21 protein-coding genes and 1 tRNA gene are annotated in these 22,806 nt (G+C 50.4%); 9 read left to right on the forward strand and 13 right to left on the reverse strand.

The window, feature by feature from the left end; all coding sequences use genetic code 11:
* Positions 1–145 precede the first annotated feature (145 nt).
* A tRNA-Arg gene (locus tag CRO57_RS22875) sits at positions 146–222 on the reverse strand.
* Between the two features lie 86 nt (positions 223–308).
* Here CRO57_RS22875 and CRO57_RS22880 point away from each other — a divergent pair.
* Entirely contained in the window at positions 309–1,166 is an 858-nt protein-coding gene (locus CRO57_RS22880) for a thermonuclease family protein (RefSeq protein WP_097155858.1), read from the forward strand.
* Positions 1,153–2,625: a M48 family metalloprotease gene (locus tag CRO57_RS22885; RefSeq protein ID WP_210200989.1), complete on the forward strand. Its 1,473-nt coding sequence runs from the start codon at positions 1,153–1,155 to the stop codon at positions 2,623–2,625. The genes CRO57_RS22880 and CRO57_RS22885 overlap by 14 nt, the downstream gene beginning before the upstream one ends.
* 88 nt (positions 2,626–2,713) lie before the next feature.
* Here CRO57_RS22885 and CRO57_RS22890 read toward each other — a convergent pair whose 3' ends face one another.
* From CRO57_RS22890 to CRO57_RS22910, 5 genes are all read right to left on the reverse strand, one after another.
* Positions 2,714–3,268, reverse strand: coding sequence for a CarD family transcriptional regulator (locus CRO57_RS22890; RefSeq protein WP_097155860.1), 555 nt, complete (start codon positions 3,266–3,268; stop codon positions 2,714–2,716).
* A gap of 494 nt (positions 3,269–3,762) precedes the next feature.
* On the reverse strand, positions 3,763–4,098 hold the full coding sequence (gene fdxA / locus CRO57_RS22895) for a ferredoxin FdxA (RefSeq protein WP_097155861.1): 336 nt from the start codon (positions 4,096–4,098) through the stop codon (positions 3,763–3,765).
* Positions 4,099–4,417: 319 nt separating this feature from the next.
* Positions 4,418–4,804, reverse strand: a complete 387-nt coding sequence (locus tag CRO57_RS22900; protein ID WP_097155862.1) for an RNA-binding S4 domain-containing protein — start codon at positions 4,802–4,804, stop codon at positions 4,418–4,420.
* Positions 4,805–4,829: 25 nt separating this feature from the next.
* Complete coding sequence (locus tag CRO57_RS22905) at positions 4,830–7,937, reverse strand: helicase-related protein (protein ID WP_425291297.1); 3,108 nt, start codon at positions 7,935–7,937, stop codon at positions 4,830–4,832.
* A gap of 925 nt (positions 7,938–8,862) precedes the next feature.
* A complete protein-coding gene (locus tag CRO57_RS22910) occupies positions 8,863–9,780 on the reverse strand; it encodes a DUF3108 domain-containing protein (RefSeq protein ID WP_097155863.1) in 918 nt (305 codons plus the stop codon).
* Between the two features lie 544 nt (positions 9,781–10,324).
* Between CRO57_RS22910 and rpmB the strand changes: the two genes are divergently transcribed.
* On the forward strand, positions 10,325–10,615 hold the full coding sequence (gene rpmB, locus CRO57_RS22915) for a 50S ribosomal protein L28 (protein WP_097155864.1): 291 nt from the start codon (positions 10,325–10,327) through the stop codon (positions 10,613–10,615).
* 110 nt (positions 10,616–10,725) lie between these two features.
* Positions 10,726–11,367 carry a queuosine precursor transporter gene (locus CRO57_RS22920; RefSeq protein WP_170956222.1) on the forward strand — a complete coding sequence of 214 codons (642 nt, stop codon included), beginning with the start codon at positions 10,726–10,728 and terminating at the stop codon, positions 11,365–11,367.
* A gap of 173 nt (positions 11,368–11,540) precedes the next feature.
* Here CRO57_RS22920 and CRO57_RS22925 read toward each other — a convergent pair whose 3' ends face one another.
* The 4 genes from CRO57_RS22925 to CRO57_RS22940 all read right to left on the reverse strand — a co-directional run bounded on the left by CRO57_RS22925 (position 11,541) and on the right by CRO57_RS22940 (position 16,304).
* Positions 11,541–12,545 carry an esterase-like activity of phytase family protein gene (locus CRO57_RS22925; RefSeq protein ID WP_097155865.1) on the reverse strand — a complete coding sequence of 335 codons (1,005 nt, stop codon included), beginning with the start codon at positions 12,543–12,545 and terminating at the stop codon, positions 11,541–11,543.
* A gap of 99 nt (positions 12,546–12,644) precedes the next feature.
* A complete protein-coding gene (cobT, locus tag CRO57_RS22930) occupies positions 12,645–14,546 on the reverse strand; it encodes a cobaltochelatase subunit CobT (protein ID WP_097155866.1) in 1,902 nt (633 codons plus the stop codon).
* Positions 14,547–14,609: 63 nt separating this feature from the next.
* The gene (gene cobS / locus CRO57_RS22935; RefSeq protein ID WP_425291298.1) at positions 14,610–15,575 is read right to left on the reverse strand and encodes a cobaltochelatase subunit CobS; all 966 of its coding nucleotides are present in this window, start codon (positions 15,573–15,575) and stop codon (positions 14,610–14,612) included.
* Between the two features lie 291 nt (positions 15,576–15,866).
* Positions 15,867–16,304 (reverse strand): J domain-containing protein, encoded by a 438-nt coding sequence (locus CRO57_RS22940; RefSeq protein WP_170956223.1) that lies wholly within the window; start codon positions 16,302–16,304, stop codon positions 15,867–15,869.
* A 15-nt stretch (positions 16,305–16,319) separates the two neighbouring features.
* Between CRO57_RS22940 and CRO57_RS25295 the strand changes: the two genes are divergently transcribed.
* Positions 16,320–16,844: a BolA family protein gene (locus CRO57_RS25295; protein WP_342068293.1), complete on the forward strand. Its 525-nt coding sequence runs from the start codon at positions 16,320–16,322 to the stop codon at positions 16,842–16,844.
* Positions 16,845–16,945: 101 nt separating this feature from the next.
* On the opposite strand, the gene CRO57_RS22950 is transcribed toward CRO57_RS25295, so the two are convergent.
* From CRO57_RS22950 to CRO57_RS22960, 3 genes are all read right to left on the reverse strand, one after another.
* Entirely contained in the window at positions 16,946–18,208 is a 1,263-nt protein-coding gene (locus CRO57_RS22950) for an HlyC/CorC family transporter (RefSeq protein ID WP_097155870.1), read from the reverse strand.
* A gap of 72 nt (positions 18,209–18,280) precedes the next feature.
* On the reverse strand, positions 18,281–19,417 hold the full coding sequence (aroB, locus tag CRO57_RS22955; protein WP_097155954.1) for a 3-dehydroquinate synthase: 1,137 nt from the start codon (positions 19,415–19,417) through the stop codon (positions 18,281–18,283).
* A gap of 74 nt (positions 19,418–19,491) precedes the next feature.
* A complete protein-coding gene (locus tag CRO57_RS22960) occupies positions 19,492–20,076 on the reverse strand; it encodes a shikimate kinase (protein ID WP_097155871.1) in 585 nt (194 codons plus the stop codon).
* A 202-nt stretch (positions 20,077–20,278) separates the two neighbouring features.
* Here CRO57_RS22960 and CRO57_RS22965 point away from each other — a divergent pair, with 202 nt between their 5' ends.
* The 4 genes from CRO57_RS22965 (at position 20,279) to CRO57_RS22975 (ending at position 22,604) form a co-directional block, all read left to right on the forward strand.
* A complete protein-coding gene (locus tag CRO57_RS22965; protein ID WP_097155872.1) occupies positions 20,279–20,419 on the forward strand; it encodes a histidine kinase in 141 nt (46 codons plus the stop codon).
* A 56-nt stretch (positions 20,420–20,475) separates the two neighbouring features.
* Complete coding sequence (xerD, locus tag CRO57_RS22970) at positions 20,476–21,435, forward strand: site-specific tyrosine recombinase XerD (protein ID WP_280176208.1); 960 nt, start codon at positions 20,476–20,478, stop codon at positions 21,433–21,435.
* Positions 21,436–21,535: 100 nt separating this feature from the next.
* Positions 21,536–21,658, forward strand: a complete 123-nt coding sequence (locus CRO57_RS25275; protein WP_280176210.1) for a hypothetical protein — start codon at positions 21,536–21,538, stop codon at positions 21,656–21,658.
* A complete protein-coding gene (locus tag CRO57_RS22975) occupies positions 21,651–22,604 on the forward strand; it encodes an acetyl-CoA carboxylase carboxyltransferase subunit alpha (protein ID WP_097155873.1) in 954 nt (317 codons plus the stop codon). The genes CRO57_RS25275 and CRO57_RS22975 overlap by 8 nt, the downstream gene beginning before the upstream one ends.
* The last annotated feature ends 202 nt before the right edge of the window (positions 22,605–22,806 follow it).

The following is a 22,806-nucleotide window of genomic DNA, read 5'->3' on the forward strand; positions in this document are numbered from 1 at the left end:
AAAAACAACAAATCAAAACTTTTTCCCGATTAAAATCTCGCACCCAACCAAAACAATAAAAATAACCAACCAAAAAATAGCAAAAATACAAGAAAATAAACGGGATAAAGGCAGACCTTCATATGAAGTAACAAACGAGGAAAAGTGGTGACCCCGGCGCGAGTCGAACGCGCGACCTACCGCTTAGGAGGCGGTTGCTCTATCCATCTGAGCTACGGGGCCAAAACATGCATCAAATAATTTGGCTGACAGCAATCTGATGCTTTACTACCATCTCCTGATTGCAAGAGAAACAGGTCCGTCGTCCGATGTCACATTTTTTTCATAGATCTATTTGTAAACCTCCCGTGCCACCACCATCCATCCAACACCCCATCATTTGCGCTTTCCTGATCGCCTTTGCTCCCTTCGCACCTGTTCATGCGAACGGGATCAAACAGCATCCCTGCTTATCAAAGCTCAAAGTATCCAAATTCCAGTCTGTCAGTGAGGCAAATGCAACTTGGTACCCATTGGGGCTTTTGATTGAACCCCTTGCTACCAAAGAGCTGAATGCAAGCAGGCAGGTTGCGGCGGCCAAATGGTTTACCCGAGAAAAAAGGCCCGCACCTTTCCCGATTATCACAATCTACGGCAATCCAAAGCAAAAAGCGGATCGCTTCGGTCGCAAAGCTCTCCTGCCAATGAAACTGAATGAGAGTTTACAGGAATATCTGCTAAGGCAAGGATTGGCGCGAGCAGATATCAATACTCTTTCTTTGCCTTGCGCAAAACACTTTCTTGAAATCGAAGCGGAAGCCCGCCAGAGCCGCCTTGGTCTATGGGCACACAAGGTTTATCAGTTGCGAAATGCACGCTCGCTCCACCTTTCTGACAAAGTTTCCACCTATCAACTGGTCGTGGGGACGATTAAGTCCATATCTCGAAACCCTAAAAGAATCAGCTATCTGAACTTTGGCAACTACTGGAAAGAAGATTTCACCGTGACGCTCTCGGCCCGCTCACTGAAAATTTGGGAGCAACAAGGTCATTCTTTAGATGAATTAAAAGGGCAGACTGTATATGTTCGAGGGTGGATTGAGAATCGGGATGGGGCGCTGATTCGCATCAAGCATCCGCAACAATTGCAATACGAATTCAAGGATCAGGTCCGTGAAGCGCGATAGCTTGGCCTTATATATGCGACACATTACTCTGGCTGGCACACTTTTATTGCTGGCTGGCTGCCAGACAATTCTGACCAACAATAGTTCATCTGTTGGTGGTGTGTCACCTGCCGTCACTTCGCCTGTGGCATCAGTCGAACGTGAAATTGGTGCACGCGAACATCCGAAGATCATCAAGTCCTATGGTGGGCTCTATTCCAATTCAAAATTGGAAAATATGCTGTCGAAGCTGGTAGGACGCTTGGTTGCAGCATCGCCGGAACCAAGTCGCCCCTATCGGGTTACCATTTTGAATTCTCCATCCATCAATGCATTTGCCCTACCCGGTGGATATCTCTATGTCACTCGCGGTCTTCTGGCGCTTGCCAATGACAAGTCAGAACTTGCGGCTGTACTTGCACATGAAATGGCTCACGTCACCTCACGTCATGCGCTGGAGCGTGCGAAGGCAAAGCAACAGAGTGAACTTGTTTCACGAGCTTTGAAAAATATGGTAGGCGACAAAACCCAAGCTGCGCGTATCAAGGTACAAAATCTGGTCACCCTGGCCAGTTTTTCGCAAGTTCAGGAATTGGAAGCAGACCGGTTGGGAATTGAAACCGCTTTTCGTGCGGGACTGGATCCCTTCGCAGCGGGCCGTTTCCTGAAAAGTATGGGTGCCTATGCGCAATTCCTGACCGGTCGCGCCGATAATGATCCAAAAGCCAACTTTCTATCGTCACATCCGACAACGCCTGAACGCATACAAGCGGCAACCTTTGCTGCGAGACGCTTCTCAGGCCCCAATGTTGGCAACCGGGAGCAGGAGGAATATCTGAATGCTCTGGACGGCATGCTGTTTGGCGATTCCCCTGATGAAGGCTTCGTGCGTGGACGTTCCTATATTCATCCTCATTTGAGAATCGCTTTCACATTGCCCCAAGGATATCGCCTCGAGAATACCTCCAAGGCGGTGCTGGCCGTTGCCAAAAATGGTACAGCTATGCGCTTCGACGGAGTGAGTGTCAGCCGCGACGTGCCTTTGACCAACTATCTGACATCAGGCTGGGTAACAGGCCTTCTGACTGGCTCCATTCGCCAGCAACAGATCAATGGCAATGAGGCTGTAATGGCCACGGCCAAGGCAAAAGGCTGGACCTTCCGGATAGCCGTCATTCGCATCCAGTCAGCAACCTATCGCTTTGTCTTTGCCACCACCAAGCCAAATGCTGCCTTTGAAAGCAATGTTGCGGAAACCTTCCAATCGTTCCGCAAGTTGACTGCCCAACAAGCAATGGACTTCAAACCGTTGACGATCAAAATCATCACGGCCCCGCAAGCAGCGCCCGCCACCACCTATGCTGCACAAATGCAGGGTAGTGATCAGCCAGAACGCCTGTTCCGTCTGCTCAACAACGTATCAGGCAACACACGCATCAAGAAAAACCAACTGGTCAAACTGGTGATTCAACAACGATAGAACGCGCTCTGCCTGCAACGATGCTCAAACAAAAAGCCATGGTCGGTGACCATGGCTTTTTGTTTGGATCTATCCGCAAGGATCAGAATCAGGCGGCAGCTTCCTGTCCGCTTTTGGTCGCGCCACGTCGTGGACTTTTTGCCAAGTTTTTCTCGATCAAATGCACAGCTTCGGTGCCTGACAGCTTCCGAATAGCAGCCACTTCCCGTGCCATCCGGTCCAGAGCTGCTTCGTAAAGTTGGCGCTCGGAATAGGATTGCTCCGGCTGGCTCTCGGACCGAAAAAGATCGCGCACAACTTCAGCAATTGACTGCAGGTCGCCAGAATTGATCTTGGCTTCATATTCCTGCGCACGACGGCTCCACATTGTGCGTTTGATACGGGCTCGACCGGTAACTGTGGTCAAAGCCTTCTCGACGGTTTCTTCATCAGACAGCTTACGCATGCCAACAGAGGCAATCTTGCCTATCGGTACCCGCAAGGTCATCTTGTCTTGCTCGAAATTGATGACAAAAAGCTCCAGAGACAATCCGGCAACTTCCTGTTCTTCGATATTGATGATTTGACCAACACCATGTGCTGGATAGACAATGAACTCGTTAATCTTAAAGCCCTGACGTTGGGTGGCTTTTTTGATGGCCATACGCTTGAAACTCCCGCGTCATCTTGCAAAGCAGTTCAGACGGAACTGCCTTCATAACCGGCGAAATGAGGCTCTTGGAACCCCCTTCTCTGGTCCGGAAAATCGACACACAACCCGAAGGGTTCCGCGCCTTTTCGACATCGTTCAACCAATAAGTCCAGAGGGATATGTGAATTACGCAAAAAGCCATTGAATTGGATGGCAAATGCGCATAAAAAAACTCCTAACGAGGAGCAAACGGACCTTCCCTTATCAGTCGATAGAGGGGAGCATAACATATTTTTGTTGTAATTCCAATGAAAGATGCAATCAATTTGTCATCTTTCGTAAACAGTCCTTGTGATCTTCCTGAAAACAAAGAGAAATCCCGCTCCTGCGAATCCTGCTGCATTGCAGCAAAAGCATTCCTTTTTTAACAACTTCCAATAAACAATGGCCTGACAGGGAACCCCGCAGGCCATTGAATTCTTATGAGATCAATCAACTGGAAACACTCAATCGCCTTCCCCTGGTTCCGGGGAAAGGAATTGCAGCTTGTTTTCAACGCCATCCCATTTATCGGATTCGGGCATTGGATCTTTCTTGACCGTGATATTCGGCCAAATTTCAGAATATTTGGTATTGAGCTTGATCCAGTCTTCAAGACCTGGCTCAGTATCGGGCTTAATAGCTTCCGCCGGACATTCCGGTTCACAAACGCCGCAATCGATACATTCATCTGGATTGATTACCAACCAGTTTTCGCCTTCATAGAAGCAATCAACAGGACAGACTTCTACGCAGTCTGTGTATTTACAGCGAATACAGTTGTCCAAGACGACATAAGTCATTGTGATCTCCACAACAGGTGGTCAGCGGTTGTTTCCGCATATTGGTCTCTCAGCCGATTTGCTATCGCTTTTGGCAAAGCGTTGCAAGGCGTTGCATTGCGTATTATCCGCGCTAGATGAAACAAATTTCCCCAATGTGATCGATCGTCACAATATGGTCTGATAGGGAAAGATTTTGTTACATCTAACAAGCACTCAGAGGGTGATCTTTGAGTTTCCGCAAATCTGGCAAAATAAATACCTGTTATTTCCAGAAAATCCAGAGCACAAACTGCCACACCTGTCAGCGCGGCATATTTGCGCCATGCATCTACAAAAATCAATCCCCGTTTTTGAATCGCATGATCTGTCTGCGATCGCGCTTTGTCGGTCGGCCCGCTCCTGCATCACGTTTATCAACAACAGGTTCCGGTGACTTAGCAGTCTTTTCCACCACCGGAGTCAAATCTTCATAGAGCAATTGCGCCTCAGAGGCAGGTCCTCGCCGTTCTCCAAGCGCGGCAATTTTCAATATGCGAATGCGACTGTCCCGGGCGATGGTCAGTACATCACCCTCCTTTACTCCGAACTTCGCAGCCAGAATCTTTTCACTATTCACTCGCACATGACCAGATCCCACAAGTTTGGCAGCCAGAGTGCGCGTTTTCGCAACCCTGGCATACCAAAGCCATTTATCAATCCGGAGTTTGACGGTTGGGTCCTGCATGGAATGCCCAAACAAGCCCCAAGGCTTATTTGTCCTGTCCCATATTGGCTTTCAGTGCAGCCAATGCAGCAAATGGGGAATCTGGGTCGGCCACTTTTTCCTTGCGAGGTACAGCGGAGCGTTGTGGCTTACGGGATTTCTCGCCAGGCTTACCGCGACCTTTGCCACCTTCACCACGGCCACCATTACGGTTGGAGCCGAATTTGCCCTTGCCAGCATCCTTGAAACCACCTTTGCGCCCAGCAGGGCGAGGACCCTTGCGCTCTCCGCGACCAGCAGGACGCCAGATTTCAAGCCACTTTTCTTCTTCCACTTCAGCTTCAGCTTCTGTGGATGCTTCATCAAGCGTCTCAGCGGACTCAATTTCGGCTTCTGGTGCTACAGCGGCTTCGTCTTCAACCTTTGTTTCAGAAGCAATAGTTTCCTCAGATTTTGGTTCTTCCTCGATTTTGCGGCGTTCAACCCGGTAACCAAGAGACTTTAAAATTGTGGAGAAATCTTCGCCAGCGCAACCAAGCAGGGATGTCATGGCCACTGTTACGGTGAACCCACGCTCCATTGCACCTTCTGGCGGCTCCGGAGATTCTTCACTTGGACGCCAGCTAAGCAGCGGACGAATGAGATCAGCAAGACGCTCCAGAATATCGATACGGACGGCTCGTTTGCCATAAACGCCAAAGCCAACAGTCTTATAAAGCGCTGGCGTGATGCTCTCATCAATCGGAATGGAAGTACGTCCAGAAGCTGACAAAGCCGGTACTTCAACAATTCCAGCCTGATCCAAGCCACCATTCTGCAAGGCCCACATCATAACGAGCAACGTGCTGGGGGCAGGTTTCAGAAGAACAGGAATATAAATATGATAGGCACCAAAGCGTACGCCGAACTTGCGCAGGGAAGCACGGGCATCCTGATCAAGTGCGCGGACATCTTCGGCAACCGAGCGGCGATCCAGAATACCAAGATTCTCGACCAACTGGAACGCCAGACCTTTTGCAATGCCTTCCAGCTCGGCTGTATTGGCCAGATCCACCAATGGCTGAAGCAAAAGATTGATATGATTGGTCAGCCATAAATTGATGCGAGACTGAACCGCATCCAGAGCTGCACCAGTCAGACCTTCATCAGCCAGCACCATCAGGCGCGGGCGCAATGCCTCATCACCTGCAACCAACTTGGCGATAGGAGCACCTTGCCAACGCAACAGACCATCACCAGACAACAGGAACTGGTCATTCGCCGCTCCCGCTATTCTTTCGGATCTGCTTTCGAATTCGACAGACAAGACCTTCTGCGCTGCGGCGCGAATGGCTTTGGCATCCTGGCCTTCAGCACTCACATCGGGCGCAAAGCGAAATCCTTGCAATTGTCCAACATGCTGACCTTCCACCAGCACATCACCGGTAGCAGTAATTTCCGCTTCGAGCATTGCTTTTTCTCTCAGACGTTTCATCAATACACTTGTGCGCCGATCTACAAAGCGCTTGGTTAACCGCTCATGAAGAGCGTCAGACAGACGATCTTCAACAGCTCTGGTTCGTTCTTGCCACAAAAAGGGATCCTCTAGCCACCCCTTTTTATTCGCAATGAACGTCCAAGTTCGGATATGTGCAATTCTATTGGCCAATGTGTCAATATCACCATCCGTCCGATCTGCAAAAGAAAGCTGCGAAGACAGCCATTCTGTGGCCAAATGGCCACGTTTATGCAACTGGGTGAAGACTTTGGCGATCAATTCCGCATGGTTTGTCGGTGCTATCTTGCGATAGTCAGGTACCTGGCACACATCCCATAACAGACGCAGACTGTCTTCTTCTCCAATCTGTCGTCTAATCGTGACATCTTTATAAAGCAATTCCAGCGCTTGTACATCACTGGCAGGCAAGGCTTTCGTCAATCCTTGCCTGTTAGGAACTTCTTCCAAGGATTTGATCAGAGATCGATAGGAAGAAAAATCCAGAATCCGGTTGCGCCATTGCAGTAATTTCAGCGGTTGGAAGATGTGACATTCCAATTGCTCTACCAACTCATCCTCAAAGGGCTGCACGCGCCCGGTCACCCCAAAGGTGCCATCACGCGTATGACGTCCTGCACGCCCGGCCACCTGCGCCAGTTCGGCTGCAGTCAGACGGCGATATTGGAAGCCATCAAATTTTTGCTCGGATGCAAAAGCCACATGGTCCACGTCCAGATTGAGCCCCATACCGACGGCATCCGTCGCAATCAGATAATCCACATCGCCATTCTGAAACAATTCCACCTGAGCATTACGGGTCCGGGGAGAAAGACTGCCCATCACCACAGCGGCTCCGCCCCGCTGGCGACGAACCAGCTCGGCAATGGCATAAACATCATTGACAGAAAAGGTGACAATGGCAGAACGACGCGACAGACGGGATACTTTCTTGGCTCCTGCATAAGTCAACTGCGACATGCGTGGACGCGTCACGATATTTGCATGGGGCAAAAGCTGCTCAATCATGGGCCGCATCGTTTCAGCACCCAACAGCAATGTCTCCTCCCGCCCGCGCAGGTGCAGCAGTCGGTCGGTAAAGACATGACCACGCTCAAAGTCTGCCGCCAGCTGGATCTCATCAATAGCAACAAAGGCGACATCTGCTTTTGCGGGCATCGCTTCGACTGTACAGACATGATAGCGGGCCTTGGCAGGAACAATCCGCTCCTCCCCCGTATGCAGTGCCACCTGCTCCTTACCCACCTTGGCAACAATCTTGCCATAGACTTCACGAGCCAAAAGCCGCAATGGCAATCCGATCAAACCGGAGGAATGTCCCACCATCCGCTCGATCGCCATATGGGTCTTGCCTGTATTGGTCGGGCCCAGAACGGCGGTGATCTTGCCCTTTGCCACATCCAAGTGCGCAGGTGTCAGAGAGGTCTCATCAGACAATTCCACACCAAAAGCCTTGGCAGCGAACTGGTCGATATCATTTTTCTCAGCTTTTGCGGTCATAGCCGGGCGACGAAAATTCTGATCCATCGCTTGCTGCTGATGTTCCTTGGCACGTTCCACCAACCGGGCAGCATCCGGACTGATCTTTGGCTTAACCGGATCAATCTTCAAATTCGCCAATTTTTCAAAAGGAGAGGAAATATCTTTGCGCTTCGTCATCTTATCACTATTTAGGACGTAAACTCATTGAGCGCCCATGACCTTGGGGTGTCTATGTTCAGGCGGGATACATCACATCAGCCGGGTATTGCAAATTCCACCCTCTCTTTGCAAACGTCCTTCAACAAGCTCCAATTTTAACTTTTGGAACGAGTCTGGAACGAATCGGGGCCGAATCGGCGACACCTTTATGTTCTCATTTTGTTTCTAGCACATTTTGTAAGGAATAGTACCAATCCTACCAGATCTTGAGACAAGGCCCAATCAATTCCTTATCAGCAACATCTGATCGTCACCATCCTCTCGATTTTTGTTAATATCTCTGATCCAATCTGAAACAACAATATCTTTTCAAAAAGTTACTCATTGATCGAGAGAAATGATCATCCCCATTAACTTTTTGAACGCAGCGAGAACAAACTCGGCACGAATCATTGACCAATACAAGTTCATAATTTGTTCACACTAGATTTAGATGACTTTGTTCAAAAGCCTACGAAATATCGATAGCTTGATTAACCAGTTCAGCTAGATATCAGAACGCTACTACAAGCTCATTAACCATTGATCCCATTTTGGGACACATTTCCTCTCAAGGTTATTCGACGCTTGTGCGTCGGCCTGCAGGGGCACGGACCATCCCTGTCGATATGCTTATCATCTCGTTTAAGCTCGATGGCGTATCTTGTAAGCTGCGGTCGCTTATCTGATTCCGGAGGAAGCGCGACGCTTCCGCCGAATTCTTTTATCCTTGAGAGATTGCTTTGGGAAAAGACACCAGAAAAGGAAATCCTTCCTTTTCTGACGGACGATACGCATTAAAGTGCGCGCCCGTCTCGAGCTTTGATCGCAAAATCAGGAATAGCGTTAAGATAAAAAAGGGACCCGAAGGTCCCTTCAATCTCAAATTAAATCGGAGAACTAATCAGTTCACTTGCCAATTTCTGGCTTGCAACACCAGACGACCGACCATGGTGCCGATCTGCAAGCGATAGACAGCAACGACTGGTTCATTACCAACTGGTACGAACCAGACTTCCAAATCCTTGTTTCTTTCCATGAATTTGGTGCTTTTCTTATTCGGACGATGCCCCGCAACAAAGCGCAACCGTGCACCGCATTTGGTTACGGGACCTGTATATCCCTTTTTGTTGCTGGCCCGCACATCCTGCTTACCTTTGTAATAAAGCTCGATATTGTAACGCCAACGACCGTCAAACATGCGAACCGTGCGATTGCAGACGCTCTTGCCAACACGATCCTTCAAAGACTTGGTCGATAGTAACAGGCCGCTTAGCGGATCAACAATACCGCGTGTATGAACTCGCTTCAAAGGAATCCGATCCGAGACCTTGGATGGCGGAGGAGATGCAGAGAAATCCTTCACATTGCCGGAGCGCATGGCGATCTGCACGACATTGCGAATTTTGTTTTCCTTGGAATTCAAAGCATAGGAACTTGGCATCAGCTTGTCGCCGCGAAAGCGGCCCTTACTGACAGCACGGCCCTTGCTATCAATGAACATACGAGACACACCTGAGGTTTTGGCAAACCCGTCAATCGTATAATTCCGACCTTTGATCGTTGCGCTGACGCCGCCCTTGCCAACCGGAATCCCGGCGATGGACATACCAAAACTGGCTTTGACGTCAGCAGCATTGGCAGAAACTTCCTGCCCTATCCATGCCAGTCCTGCAACCAGCATGGAACAAACCAGCCTTGCAGATCGCATCTCCATCTTGGAGATGTTAATTGCGGATTGACGTGCATATTCATTTCGGGCCATTTGTTGCATCTCGACTCTGGCTGATTTGGCAGCCGCAAATTGATTGATCAAACCCATAAAAACCCCCAATGTCGCCAGTGAGCGGTATGCCTGCAAAGCGGCAACGTCTTATCCAATCTTCCAAATAATAAAGACTGGCAACAGACCCCGAATTATAAAACCCGAGCCCCCACAACGCCATTTTCTACTTGCCTCAGTTTTCCCTCAATATGGTTAACAATTTGCACCCTGCCGGATATAAGGGCGATAATAAGGCGAATTTAAGGGCTCATCTGTTACAAGGCTACGTGCCATAAGCAGGCAGCCCACGAACACGCGTCTGCAACCATTGAATATTGATGGTCCAGATTCGGTCACTTGCCATTTATCAAGACCGGATTCGTGTAACAGATTCAGTCACCGGAAAAGAAAAACTGACTATATTCACCGCTTTTCCAATGATTCTGCGCCAAGAGAGCCCAAGACTCACTTGACTGGCCGTCCAATGATCACTATACCGAGGCAACTTTCCATCAGGCTGCGCCCGGCGCATCCGGTTGGATACCTGAATTCATTTGCACGGACGCCTGTTGGCGTCCGAATAAGTTTGTGAGGTACTCCCATGGCACGGCGCTGTGAATTGACCGGCAAAGGCGTACAGTCCGGTAACAATGTGAGCCACGCGAAAAACAGAACTCGTCGCCGTTTTCTGCCTAACCTGGTCAACGTGACCCTGTTGAGCGAAACTCTCGGCACCGGTGTCAAGATGCGCATCAGCGCTCATGCACTGCGTTCTGTTGAGCATCGCGGTGGCCTTGATGCATTCTTGGCAAAAGCGAAAGATGCCGAACTGTCTACTGGTGCTCTGGCTATCAAGCGTAAGATCGAAAAGGCTCAGGTAGCTGCTTCTTAAGACGCACTTAAAAGTCGATATTTCAAAAGCAGCGCCTCATGGCGCTGCTTTTTTTCTGACCGATCACAGTGGGCTATTCTCCCGCTTGTGACAAACAAGGAGAGTGACATATGGTTGCTTCCCGCAATGGCCTCATCCTGGCCACTCTGGCAATGGCGCTGACCGTTGTTGCCTCAAACTATCTGGTGCAGTTTCCATTCGCACCTTTGGGCTTGCAGGATCTTCTCACCTGGGGTGCCTTTACCTATCCAATTGCCTTTCTGGTGACCGATCTGACCAATCGCAAGTTCGGTGCGCACTCGGCGCGCAAAGTGGTCTTCGTTGGCTTCGCTCTTGCTGTTATCTGGTCCATCTGGGTCGCAACACCGCGCATTGCAATTGCCTCTGGCACCGCCTTTCTCACGGCGCAATTGCTAGACATCTTCGTCTTCAACAAGCTTCGTGAAAGCCGTTGGTGGCAGGCTCCTCTGATCTCATCTTTCCTAGGCTCAAGCCTTGATACCTTGCTCTTCTTTGGCATGGCCTTCGCAACCAGCTTTGCACTTCTGGATACCAGCTTTGGCATGCAGGCAGATGCTTTTCCCTCTGACACGGCCCCCTTCCTTTTGATGGAAGCTGTACAGGCGCCACGCTGGATCAGCTGGGCCATCGGTGACTATGTCGTCAAGCTGCTGGTCTCACTGGCCATGCTTGCCCCTTATCGCGCTCTGATCAACCGTTCTGACAAAACCGACAATATGGCTGCGGCCTGATCTCAATCGCGCGCAAAAAAGCCGACATCTTTGTGAATGCCGGCTCAGTATGTAGTCTCACAGATGAGGCCACATACTCACCTTCTGTCCCCGCAGACAGATGAAGATAAGCGGGAGTTAAAAAGCAGCAACTATCTCTCGCTTATCTTTTCTACACTCTCTTCTCAATTCTTTCACTGAGCAAGGCTGAATTGCAGCAAAAGTGTCCGCTGCAGGCTATTGAAATTATCATCTGATATGAGCGTCAGAATAGAAGACCCGTCCGGCATCGACTGAACCGCCAGACCTTCGATATTATCCAGTTCATAACGCAAATCCCCACGAAACAGGGTCTCGATATTGGAAATAGTGCCAGGTAGAAGATTTTTAGCCAGAATGCGACGCAGCTGAATTTTCAGTCCACCCAGAAACGAAAAAGACCGCTCGACGATCACCAAATCTCCGTTGGCAAGAAAAGCCGCATCCGTTGGCCTCAAATTATCCACCTGCGGCATGGTGAAAGCATGATAGACACCCTGTTTGAGGATCCAGCCACGAACCGTCTTCTTGGTCACATTCTCTGAGAGAATGACCACAGATCCGGCATGGGCACTACCATCTGGCCCAACAGCAATGGATTCGAACCCTTTATTACCCTTGTTCAAACGGGCAATCGCCTTACCCGGAAAGAGGGTCTTGCCAAGAGATAGCTTGCCGGAAGAATTCGGGTGATAAATTGCCAGCCTGTCAGAGCCTTCGTAGCTTACCCAGATTCGGTTTCCGACTATATCAAGTCCTTCGGAGTCTCTCTTGAAATATCTCTTATCCTTGGCCACTGGCGGCAACTTGTTCATACGCGCCTGATCAATTCCAATCGGGCGCCCACCTGAAAGCATCAACCGCGCGCTTACATACCGCCCTTCATCAGAGATGGCGACAAATCGATCTGCCGACTGCCATGAGAAACCGGACAAACCACCAAACGCCTCATTATCAGGACTGGTTAGTTCCAATCCGCCGATGAATTGCAACTTACCGAAAATATCGCGATCTGGCTGCAAACGATCAAAATGAGAGATCACCTCCGATTGGATGGTAAAAGGCGTAGCCTTCGTATCTGCTACCAAACCAAAACAGAGCATCAGAGCAGATAAGATCGACTTCAGAAAACGAGCAGACAAGGAACGAACTTTCAACAAACAAGGCTTTCCTGCAAAAAATGGTGCCGCACCTGATCACTCAGTCGTGGCACCATTATGGCAATAAAATTGCTGAAATCAAAATTTCATTCGCCAGCGTTAACGCCGTGAGCGAACCCGACCCGCACCTTTTTCCCATCGCATATCGGAAACATTTTCATCAAACATTTCCGCCAGTTTCTCGGTCATCGCACCACCCAGCTCTTCTGCATCAATGATGGTCAAAGCACGTTTGTAATAGCGGGTCACATCATGACCGATACCAATCGCCAGCAGATTGACAGGAGAGCGATTTTCAATTTCCTCAATCACATCGCGCAGATGCTTTTCAAGATAATTGCCCGGATTGACTGACAAGGTGGAATCATCCACCGGTGCACCGTCTGAAATCATCATCAGGATCTTGCGTTGCTCGGGCCTTTGCAGCAAACGTTTATGCGCCCAATCCAGCGCTTCTCCATCTATATTCTCTTTCAGCAAGCCTTCACGCATCATAAGGCCTAAATTCCGCCGTGCGCGACGCCATGGACTATCCGCAGACTTATAGATAATATGGCGCAAATCGTTCAAACGACCGGGATTGGCTGGCTTTTCTGCCTTCATCCATGCCTCGCGGGATTGCCCGCCTTTCCACGCCTTGGTGGTGAAGCCCAAAATTTCGACCTTCACATTGCACCGCTCCAACGTACGCGCCAGGATATCGGCGCATGTAGCAGCGATGGAAATTGGACGCCCGCGCATGGACCCCGAGTTATCGATCAGCAAGGTCACGACGGTATCGCGAAACTCGGTGTCACGCTCCCATTTGAAGGAAAGCGGGCGCATCGGGTCGGTCACTACACGGGTCAGGCGTGCCGTATCCAGCAAGCCCTCTTCCAGATCAAAATCCCAACCACGGTTCTGTTGAGCCAGCAACCGGCGCTGCAAGCGGTTGGCAAGGCGCGCCACAACGCTGTGCAAATTCTGCAACTGTTTGTCGAGCTGCGCGCGCAAGCGATCCAACTCGGCAGCTTCACACAATTCCTCGGCGGAGATAATCTCGTCAAAAGCCTTGCTGTAGACCTTGTAGCCACTTTCAGGTTCATTGCGACCATAATCCTTGGGCTGCAGCGTCTCACCGCTCTCATCACCCACTTGATCATCAATATCCTGCATGTCTTGCGAGAATTGTTCTTCCGACTCACTCTCGCCTGCTTCCATTTCTTCGGCAGATTGTTCCGCCTGCTCTTCTTGTTCCTGCTCGCCGCTGTTTGCATCTTCCGATGTCTGATCCTGCTGTGCATCTTCGTTATTGCCGCTATCAGTATCGTCTGAATTCTCGTCACTATCTTCCGGGTCGCCCCCCATGTCATCGGCGACATCCAGATCAGCCAGCACCCGGCGCAAACGACGGGCGAAACGGGCCTGATCGTTAATATCCTCTTCCAGCTTCTCCAGGCTGTCACCAGCCATTTGCTCCACCCAGTCACGCCATTGTGTGACCAGATTCTGGGCAGACGGAGGAATAGGCATACCTGTCAGACGCTCGCGAACCAGCAACGACAACACATGATCAAGTGGAGCTTCTTCCGGGCGCGAACTGTCAGGTGGCGCAATACGGCTATAGCGATCTTCCAGCATGGCAGAAACATTGCTTGCCAAGCCTTCCATCTGCCGGGCACCAATGCTTTCAACGCGAGCAAACTCCACCGCATCAAACACATTTTTTGCGCGTGACCCTTCGGGTGCGTGTTTGGCATGCACTTGAGAATTGTGACAAGCGACCCGTAAAGCGAGCGAATCCGCCTGCCCTCGCAGAATAGCAGCTGCTTCCGGGCTTAACTTGCGCGGGGGTTCGGGCAACCGGACCTGCCCCTGTGTCAGAATTGGCCGATCGGCAGAAAAATGCACCTCAAGATCCACATGTCCGGCAATTGCCTTCAATGTGCCTCCCACCGAACGCTTCAAGCGCTCATTGGGCTCTATCTGACCATGCAATTTGTGATGCGGCTTGCCTGACATCGAACCTAACTCTCCGGAACGTCTAACAACAAAGCGAGTGGAATGGAGCGGAAGCTGCCTGCCTTAGCTGACAGCAACATTCAATGCAGATTCCGGCAGTTCTTCGCCAAAGCAGCGCTGATAGAATTCCGCCACCAAAGGCTGTTCCAGCTCATCGCATTTGTTCAAGAAAGTCACACGGAAGGCAAAGCCAATATCGCCAAAGATGTCAGCATTCTCACCCCAGGTGATAACGCTGCGCGGGCTCATCACGGTGGAAAGATCGCCATTCATGAAGGCATTACGGGTCAGGTCTGCAACACGTACCATCTTGGACGCAACATCATCGGACAGGGTCTTGACCTTGGCACGAACGATCCCGACTTCATTGTCATGAGGCAGATAATTCAGTGTGGTGACAATGGACCAACGATCCATCTGGCCCTGGTTGATCTGCTGGGTACCATGATACAGACCGGACGTATCGCCCAAACCAACGGTGTTGGCAGTCGCGAACAGGCGGAATGATGGATGCGGACGGATCACGCGATTTTGGTCAAGCAGGGTCAAGCGACCTGCCACTTCCAGAACACGCTGAATCACGAACATTACGTCAGGGCGACCGGCATCATATTCATCGAATACCAGAGCCACATTATTCTGCAATGCCCACGGCAGGATACCATCACGGAATTCCGTGATCTGCTTGCCATCTTTAAGAACGATGGCGTCCTTGCCCACCAGATCGATCCGAGAAATATGGCTATCCAGATTCACACGGACACAAGGCCAGTTCAAACGGGCTGCAACCTGCTCGATATGAGAGGATTTCCCCGTGCCGTGATAACCTGAAATCATCACACGACGATTATGGGTGAAGCCTGCCAGAATCGCCAAGGTGGTTTCACGATCAAACAGATAATCCGGATCAAGATCTGGCACATGATCACTGGCTTTGGAGAAAGCCGGAACCATCAAATCCACATCCAGACCAAAAACCTCCCGAACAGAAACTTCGGTATCAGGCATATTGGCGATTTCTTGACTCATGTGATTCATTTCATTGCTCTGGGTAACATTTCGCCTGCTCCCATTCCGAGCAGCTTTCAAATATCTGCAATGGGTAGGCGAATAGGAAGTGGGTCATTCTTTGAGCGGCAACTTAATCCAAACAACGCCTAAAGTGAAACATAATCCGCTATTGATTAGATATTTTGATCAGTCACCGTGACTTTGAAACATCATTCAGCGCAATTTGAGATCAAAGGCATAAAGAAAATGCCGCAATATCAACATCTGTGATCTTGCGGCATTCAAAAGTCAAATCGAGTAGCATTTCTATCAGGCGTATCCGCCAGCTTTGAGCGTGTTATAGGCAGCAATAACCGCCTGCAAGCGCTCCTCGCAAGCGCGATCACCCTTGTTCAGATCAGGATGATTTTCCTTCAGAAGCCGCTTATAAGCACGCTTCACATCGTCATTGGAGGCGGGGAGTTCCAGACCCAGTGTCGCAAATGCCTTGGCTTCCAGCGGGCGCAGTTTGCGGGTCTGGGTAGAATGACGAGACCTGCGTCTTTCCCGCTCGGCGGCCCGCTGGCGATGACCATCGGAAAACCCGCTGGCTTCCCAGCTTTTGCCGCGTGTCTCTCCTGCCTTATGGGTTTCATTTCCCCAGGCATTCACCCCCATTTTCCAGGTCGGACGCTCGCCAGTTGCAGTATCTTTGGTCAGATCTGCGGTTTCGTCGTCGTCCATCCCGGAGAAATAGTCGTAGTTCACATTGAATTCTCGCGCATGAGCAGCGCAGAAATTGTGGAATTCTTTTGGGCCGCCACCACGTTTGGGAGCCTTGCAGCCACCTTGTTTATCACAGCCGGGCCATTCGCATTTTTCCGCTTGTTCTTGCTTTTTGCGACGTTCGACCGCAGGCTTGATGCGAATCGAGTCGAAGAGTTTCGAGTCCAGTTTCATCTATCTAGTTTTGTTCCCGCAACACCAGTTTCTAAGGGCGACAAATCACCCAGGAAATTAAAGTCCAACAATTCACCACTGTTAGCCATGACCGTCAAGCATACAATCGAGAAAAAACTCAATCATCAACTACAGCCTGACTTCCTTGAAGTCATCGACGAATCTGAAAAGCACCATGGCCATGGTGGCTGGCGCGAAGGAGGGCAAACCCATTTCGCCGTCAAAATCCAAGCCAAAGCATTTACAGATCTGTCAAGAGTTCAGGCTCACAGATTGGTCCACGAAATCATAGCCGAAGAATTGGCAGGTCCTGTCCATGCCCTTCGTCTTGAGATCATCAAACCCTGACATCAGCCTTGAAGACACATAGTCTATCACAAACAAGACAATGATGGTAATTTTTGCTGTCTGGTTCCCGATACCAAAAATAAACTGTACCAATCTGCTGGTCAGCGAACCGGCGTCACGCGCAAAGATGTAATTCGATTGCGCTCCTTGCGCAACACACGAAACCGGAAGTTATAGAAAGTAAAACCTTGTCCTGGCTCGGGAATTTGCCGAGCCTCATGGATAACCAATCCAGCAATCGTGGTCGCCTCTTCTTCCGGCAGGTTCCAGTCGAAGGCACGGTTCAAATCACGAGTCGGTACTGATCCATCGACAATTACGGACCCATCAGGTTCAGTCTTAACACCTTTCATGTCGATATCATGTTCGTCAGAGATATCACCGACAATCTCCTCGATGATATCTTCCAGCGTGACAAGCCCCATCACTTCGCCATATTCATCCACCACCAGCGCAAAATGGCTTTTGCGTTTCAAAAAGGCATTGAGCTGCGCTTTCAGATTTGTGGTGTCAGGCACGAACCATGGCTCGATGGCCTCACCCATGATATCGAGTTTTGAGACATCACCTTTTACACGTGCCAAGGCTCGCAACAGATCCTTGGCATGCAGAACACCTACGAAATTATCCTGCTCGTCCTGCCAAAGCGGAATACGTGTATAGGGGCTTTTCAACACCTGCTCGACAATGGCTTCCGCGCCCTCATCAATATCAATGGACAACATATTGGTGCGATGAACCATGATATCTTCGACATCCAATTCTTCCAGATCCAGCAAACCGTCAAAACGGTCACGGTCATCCTTGACCACACTGCCTTCCATATGCAGCAGATCCACGGCACCGCGCAGTTCATCCTGACCGGACAGGATCGGTGTATTTTTGGTATCGACACCAAGCAGACGAAGCAAACGTACCACAACCCATTCCACAGCAATCACAAAAGGTCCGAACACCAGCGTAATCACACGCACGAAGGGAGCAACACGCAGAGCAAAGGAATCGGGGTTGGAAATCGCCCAGGTTTTGGGCAGCACCTCTGCAAAAACCAAAACCACCAGCGTCATGACAAGCGTGGCATAGACCACACCAGCTTCGCCAAACAAAACCAGGAACAGGCTGGTTGCCAGAGCTGAAGCCAGAATATTGACCAGATTGTTGCCGAGCAAAAGCGAGCCAATCAGGCGCTCACGCATCTGCAGGAGCTGATTGACCACCTTGGCTCGTTCTTCACCGCCTTTTTCCTTCTGACGCATACGAGCACGCGAGGCAGCGGTCAAAGCCGTTTCAGAGCCGGAGAAGAAACCGGAAATGGCAATCAAAACCAGTATGGCTATTAGCGTGAACCACAAAGTCGCTTCCATTTTCCACTTTCTCCAGCATGTCAGATGGCATCAAAGACCAAATCAATCCCGCACATAGTGATTTGCAGGCAATTATGCCAGTTTCTCGGTCAAGAAATCCTTCACGGCCACCGGATCAACACTTTTTTCGACATAGGATTGGCCAAGGCCGCGGGTCAGAATGAAGGTAAGATTACCACGAGAGACTTTCTTGTCCTGGGCAATGAAGTCCATCAGAAGCTCTGCGTTTGGCTTTTGTCCCGGAATTTCATCAATGCCTGTTGGTAGACCCACATCCTTCAGATGCGCAATTACACGGTCGGTCACCGCAGGATCGCACAAGCCCAGGCGCACAGAAAATTCATGCGCCAGCACCATACCGATCGCAACGCCTTCCCCATGCACCAGACGCTCAGCGTCATATTCTGCCATGCCTTCCAGCGCATGACCAAATGTGTGACCCAGATTAAGCAGGGCGCGCTGACCATTTTCCAGCTCATCAGCCGCAACAACGTCGGCTTTTGCCTGACAGGAGCGAGCGATGGCTTCTTCTCTCGCTGAGCCACCAGCAAACACATCCTGCCAGTTTGCCTCAAGCCATACAAAAAAATCAGGATCATTGATAAGGCCATATTTGGCCATTTCTGCATAGCCCGCAGCAAAATCACGACGCGGCAAGGTATCCAACACCGCCGTATCGGCCAGAACCAAGCTTGGCTGATGGAAAAGGCCAATCAAATTCTTGCCGTGGCCGCTATTGATGCCGGTCTTGCCACCGACAGAGCTATCGACCTGTGACAGCAATGTGGTTGGAATTTGCACAAAGCGCATGCCACGACGAATAATGCCAGCAACAAAGCCAGCCAGATCCCCAATAACACCGCCACCAAGCGCAATTACCAGATCGCCGCGTTCAAGGCGGGTATCCAAGACCGCATCACAAGCGAAGGTCAGACCATCATAGCTTTTGGTCTTCTCACCTGCAGGCAGTTCGATGGCATGATACTCGACGCCTGCCTTGGAGAGAGAGGCTTCAACTGTCTCCAGATGCAGACCGGCAACTGTGTTGTCCGTGATGATGGCTGCTTTGGCTCCAGGAAAGAGAGAGGTAAACTTTTCACCAATCTTGGGCAGAAGATCGCGGCCAATTTCAATATCATAGCTGCGATCGGCCAGTTCTACGCGCACCAAGCGGCAATTTTCGGCTTCCGCCACCGACCTATGAGACATTTCTTCTTCCTCAATCCTGGCAATCATATTATGCGCTTGATCCCATCCTTGGAAGATGGACCAATTTCGCAATATTAAGACGGGTTGGCTTTCACATAGTCTTCCAAAGCATCGACCACAGCCCCCACAATGGCCTCATGTGGCACATCACGTGACATGACCGTCAGATCGGCCTCGGCATAAACCGGATAACGCTCATCGATCAGACGATGCATTACCCCTTCCGGATCCGGATCTTGCAACAAAGGTCGATGAGACCGACGGCGAACCCGTTCCATCAAAATATCAAACTCGGCCTTCAGCCACACAGAAACCCCGCGCCCCTTGACGGTCGACCGGGTTTCCTCATTCATCCAGGCTCCGCCGCCCGTGGCCAGAACATGGGTTCCTTGCTCCAGCAGGCGAGCAATGACTTTCTTCTCACCATCGCGAAAATGTGCTTCTCCATGCTGGGAGAAGATTTCAGCCACGCTCAAATTGGCAGCCGCTTCAATCTCGTGATCTGCATCACGGAAAGGGATGGACAATCTCTTGGCCAAGCGCCTGCCAATCGTGGTTTTGCCAGCTCCCATCAAACCAATCAGAATGATGGGGCGACCATTAAGGGCTTTCACCAAAGCAGCTTCCTGCTCCGAACCTGACAGCTTTTTAGACACCACGCTGTTCTGTCCTTACCTTCAAAAACAATCTCGCCCTCTCATTGGCTGGTTTGCAGCCCACCTGTCAAGCAAGCAATCGAACAGATTGCCTCCATTCAGCCAATCGAGAAGAAGGAAGAGGAAAAAAATGGCATTTTTAAATCAAAGGATGCTATGTAAAAGCTATTAACCTCAATTGATTTCGGTCCACAAGAGGGATGCAATGCCATCTATTGTGAAATTTCTTCTCATCCTTTTGTTCCTTGCCGGTGCTGGATATGCGGGCATGTTTGCCCTTGCCAATTTTGTCGAACCGCAACCGAAGGAAATGACCATCCGCATTCCTGCCAAAGATCTGCGATGATAACATCCAACGATCCGTCATCAACCCCATAAACGGGCTTCCCAAAGAGACGTCTCTTGGCCAATTCTGATCTCAGGCTCATCAAACTCTATCTCGATATGCTCAGTGCCGAACGCGGGGCGGCGTTGAATACACTGGATGCCTATCGACGAGATCTGGAAGATCTATCTGATTTCCTGTCCCGTCGGAAAAGCAATTTTGAACAGGCAAATTCGGATCATCTACGCGATTTTCTCGCAGATTTGAGTGTTCAAGGCATTGCCGCTTCCAGTGCAGCCAGAAAACTCTCTTCCCTTCGTCAACTCTTCCGCTTTCTCTATCGCGAAGGGATGCGTGAAGATGACCCCTCCACATCCTTGCAGGCTCCCAAACGTCACCGGCCCTTGCCCAAGATTCTGACCATTGAAGAAGTGGATCGACTGATTGAGGCTGCACGCTTCAATGCCAGTCTGGAAGGCCCGACGCCCAAACGCCAAATTCGCGCACTGCGTCACTATGTTTTGCTGGAAGTCCTTTATGCCACTGGTTTGCGGGTCTCCGAACTTGTTTCACTTCCTGCCGCTGCCGCTCATCAAGATGCGCAATTTCTCTCCGTTATCGGTAAAGGCAGCAAGGAACGATTGGTACCGCTCTCTGATCGGGCAAAGGATGCCATGATCCACTATCAGGCAATGCTCGCATCCCAACTGAAAGCCAAGGGCACCACAGAGGACAAGAAGTGGCTCTTTCCATCCTTTGGCAAGAGCGGTCATTACACCCGTCAGGCCTTTGGTCGTGAGCTGAAAAGTCTCGCTGATGATGTCGGGCTGGACGCAAAATCCGTCTCACCTCATGTATTGCGCCATGCCTTTGCCAGCCATTTGCTGCAAAATGGTGCCAATTTACGCATGCTGCAAAAACTGCTCGGCCATGCCGATATTTCCACCACTCAGATTTATACCCATGTCATGGATGAGAAGCTGCGCGAGCTGGTGGAACAGCATCATCCACTGGCTTCAAAAGCACAAAAATCTTGAAGTGCCACAATTTCTACACAAATAAGGACAATGAGCCCCTTGATCCTGACTGACGCTTTAACTCTAACGGGCAAATACGACAGGATTGCTTGACACAGCGATGACAAAGGTTCAGGGTCGCGCCAATCTTGGCAAGCGCCCCGTTCATCACGAGACGCGCTACCGAAAAGCCCTGCAAGGGGGGCTAAAAAAGAGAGACATCGGACAAACCGACTATGCATAGCTATCTGGAATTTGAAAAACCCGTTGCCGATCTCGAAGGCAAGGTACAGGAATTGCTCTCCATGCAAGAAAATGGGGAAGCGGTTGATGTAGGCGATGAAATCTCTCGCCTGCAGGCAAAAGCGCAAAGCGCCATGGTCGATATTTATGCCAATCTCACCCCTTGGCACAAAACCCAGATCGCACGTCATCCGGATCGTCCGCATTTCCGCGAATATGTCAATCAGCTGATCGAAGAATTCACCCCCTTGGCTGGTGATCGCAAATTCGCCGATGACGAAGCCATTCAGGCTGGCTTTGGCCGCTTCGAAGGCAAACCCGTAGCCATCATGGGCCACGAAAAAGGCCATGATACCGAAAGCCGTCTGCGTCATAATTTTGGCATGGCTCGCCCGGAAGGCTATCGCAAAGCTGTTCGCATCATGGAATTGGCCGAACGCTTCAATTTGCCGCTCATTACATTCGTTGATACAGCAGGTGCATATCCCGGCATTGGCGCGGAAGAGCGCGGGCAGGCAGAAGCTATTGCACGCTCGACTGATGCTTGCCTTGCGATGAATACCCCCAATGTATCCTTGATCATTGGAGAAGGTGGTTCTGGTGGTGCAATTGCAATCGCTGCAGCCAACAAGGTCTTCATGCTTGAGCATGCCATCTATAGCGTGATCTCTCCGGAAGGTGCAGCCTCCATTCTGTGGCGCGATTCAACCCGTGCTCAGGACGCTGCCACATCCATGAAGATAACCGCACAGGATCTGAAAGAATTCAAAGTCATCGATGATATCGTTGGTGAGCCTGTTGGTGGGGCCCATCGCAACCCGGAAAGCGTCATCGCACAAGCTGGCAGCTTGATTTCCAGCGCACTAGCCGAATATGAAGGCATGTCCGCTCAGGAAATCCGCAAGGCGCGGCGTGATCGTTTCCTGGCCATTGGCCGTACTTTGTAAAAAGCAAAAGATTGACTAAATGATCATCTTTCTGATGGATCATGACTACATACAAAGGCGATGCAGTGCATCGCCTTTTTTGCTTTCCAATCGCAATTCTTCCGTAAAATCAAGGCTTAATGGCTGCCCTAATTTTGCCCTTACTGCCCACTATCACTGTGCGTTGGGTTGGGCACGGTAACAGACTGTCAATCTGTTTACG

It is taken from the genome of Cohaesibacter gelatinilyticus (assembly GCF_900215605.1).
Classification (GTDB): Bacteria; Pseudomonadota; Alphaproteobacteria; order Rhizobiales; family Cohaesibacteraceae; genus Cohaesibacter; species Cohaesibacter gelatinilyticus.

Bases quoted from the DNA above. Each gene is read 5' to 3' on its own strand.
- CRO57_RS22880 (WP_097155858.1), top strand. From the start codon at position 309: ATGTCACATTTTTTTCATAGATCTATTTGTAAACCTCCCGTGCCACCA.
- CRO57_RS22890 (WP_097155860.1), bottom strand. From the start codon at position 3,268: ATGGCCATCAAAAAAGCCACCCAACGTCAGGGCTTTAAGATTAACGAG.
- fdxA (WP_097155861.1), bottom strand. From the start codon at position 4,098: ATGACTTATGTCGTCTTGGACAACTGTATTCGCTGTAAATACACAGAC.
- CRO57_RS22900 (WP_097155862.1), bottom strand. From the start codon at position 4,804: ATGCAGGACCCAACCGTCAAACTCCGGATTGATAAATGGCTTTGGTAT.
- CRO57_RS22905 (WP_425291297.1), bottom strand. From the start codon at position 7,937: ATGACGAAGCGCAAAGATATTTCCTCTCCTTTTGAAAAATTGGCGAAT.
- CRO57_RS22910 (WP_097155863.1), bottom strand. From the start codon at position 9,780: ATGGGTTTGATCAATCAATTTGCGGCTGCCAAATCAGCCAGAGTCGAG.
- rpmB (WP_097155864.1), top strand. From the start codon at position 10,325: ATGGCACGGCGCTGTGAATTGACCGGCAAAGGCGTACAGTCCGGTAAC.
- CRO57_RS22920 (WP_170956222.1), top strand. From the start codon at position 10,726: ATGGTTGCTTCCCGCAATGGCCTCATCCTGGCCACTCTGGCAATGGCG.
- cobT (WP_097155866.1), bottom strand. From the start codon at position 14,546: ATGTCAGGCAAGCCGCATCACAAATTGCATGGTCAGATAGAGCCCAAT.
- cobS (WP_425291298.1), bottom strand. From the start codon at position 15,575: ATGAGTCAAGAAATCGCCAATATGCCTGATACCGAAGTTTCTGTTCGG.
- CRO57_RS25295 (WP_342068293.1), top strand. From the start codon at position 16,320: ATGAGCAGCGCAGAAATTGTGGAATTCTTTTGGGCCGCCACCACGTTT.
- CRO57_RS22950 (WP_097155870.1), bottom strand. From the start codon at position 18,208: ATGGAAGCGACTTTGTGGTTCACGCTAATAGCCATACTGGTTTTGATT.
- aroB (WP_097155954.1), bottom strand. From the start codon at position 19,417: ATGTCTCATAGGTCGGTGGCGGAAGCCGAAAATTGCCGCTTGGTGCGC.
- CRO57_RS22965 (WP_097155872.1), top strand. From the start codon at position 20,279: ATGCCATCTATTGTGAAATTTCTTCTCATCCTTTTGTTCCTTGCCGGT.
- CRO57_RS25275 (WP_280176210.1), top strand. From the start codon at position 21,536: ATGACAAAGGTTCAGGGTCGCGCCAATCTTGGCAAGCGCCCCGTTCAT.
- CRO57_RS22975 (WP_097155873.1), top strand. From the start codon at position 21,651: ATGCATAGCTATCTGGAATTTGAAAAACCCGTTGCCGATCTCGAAGGC.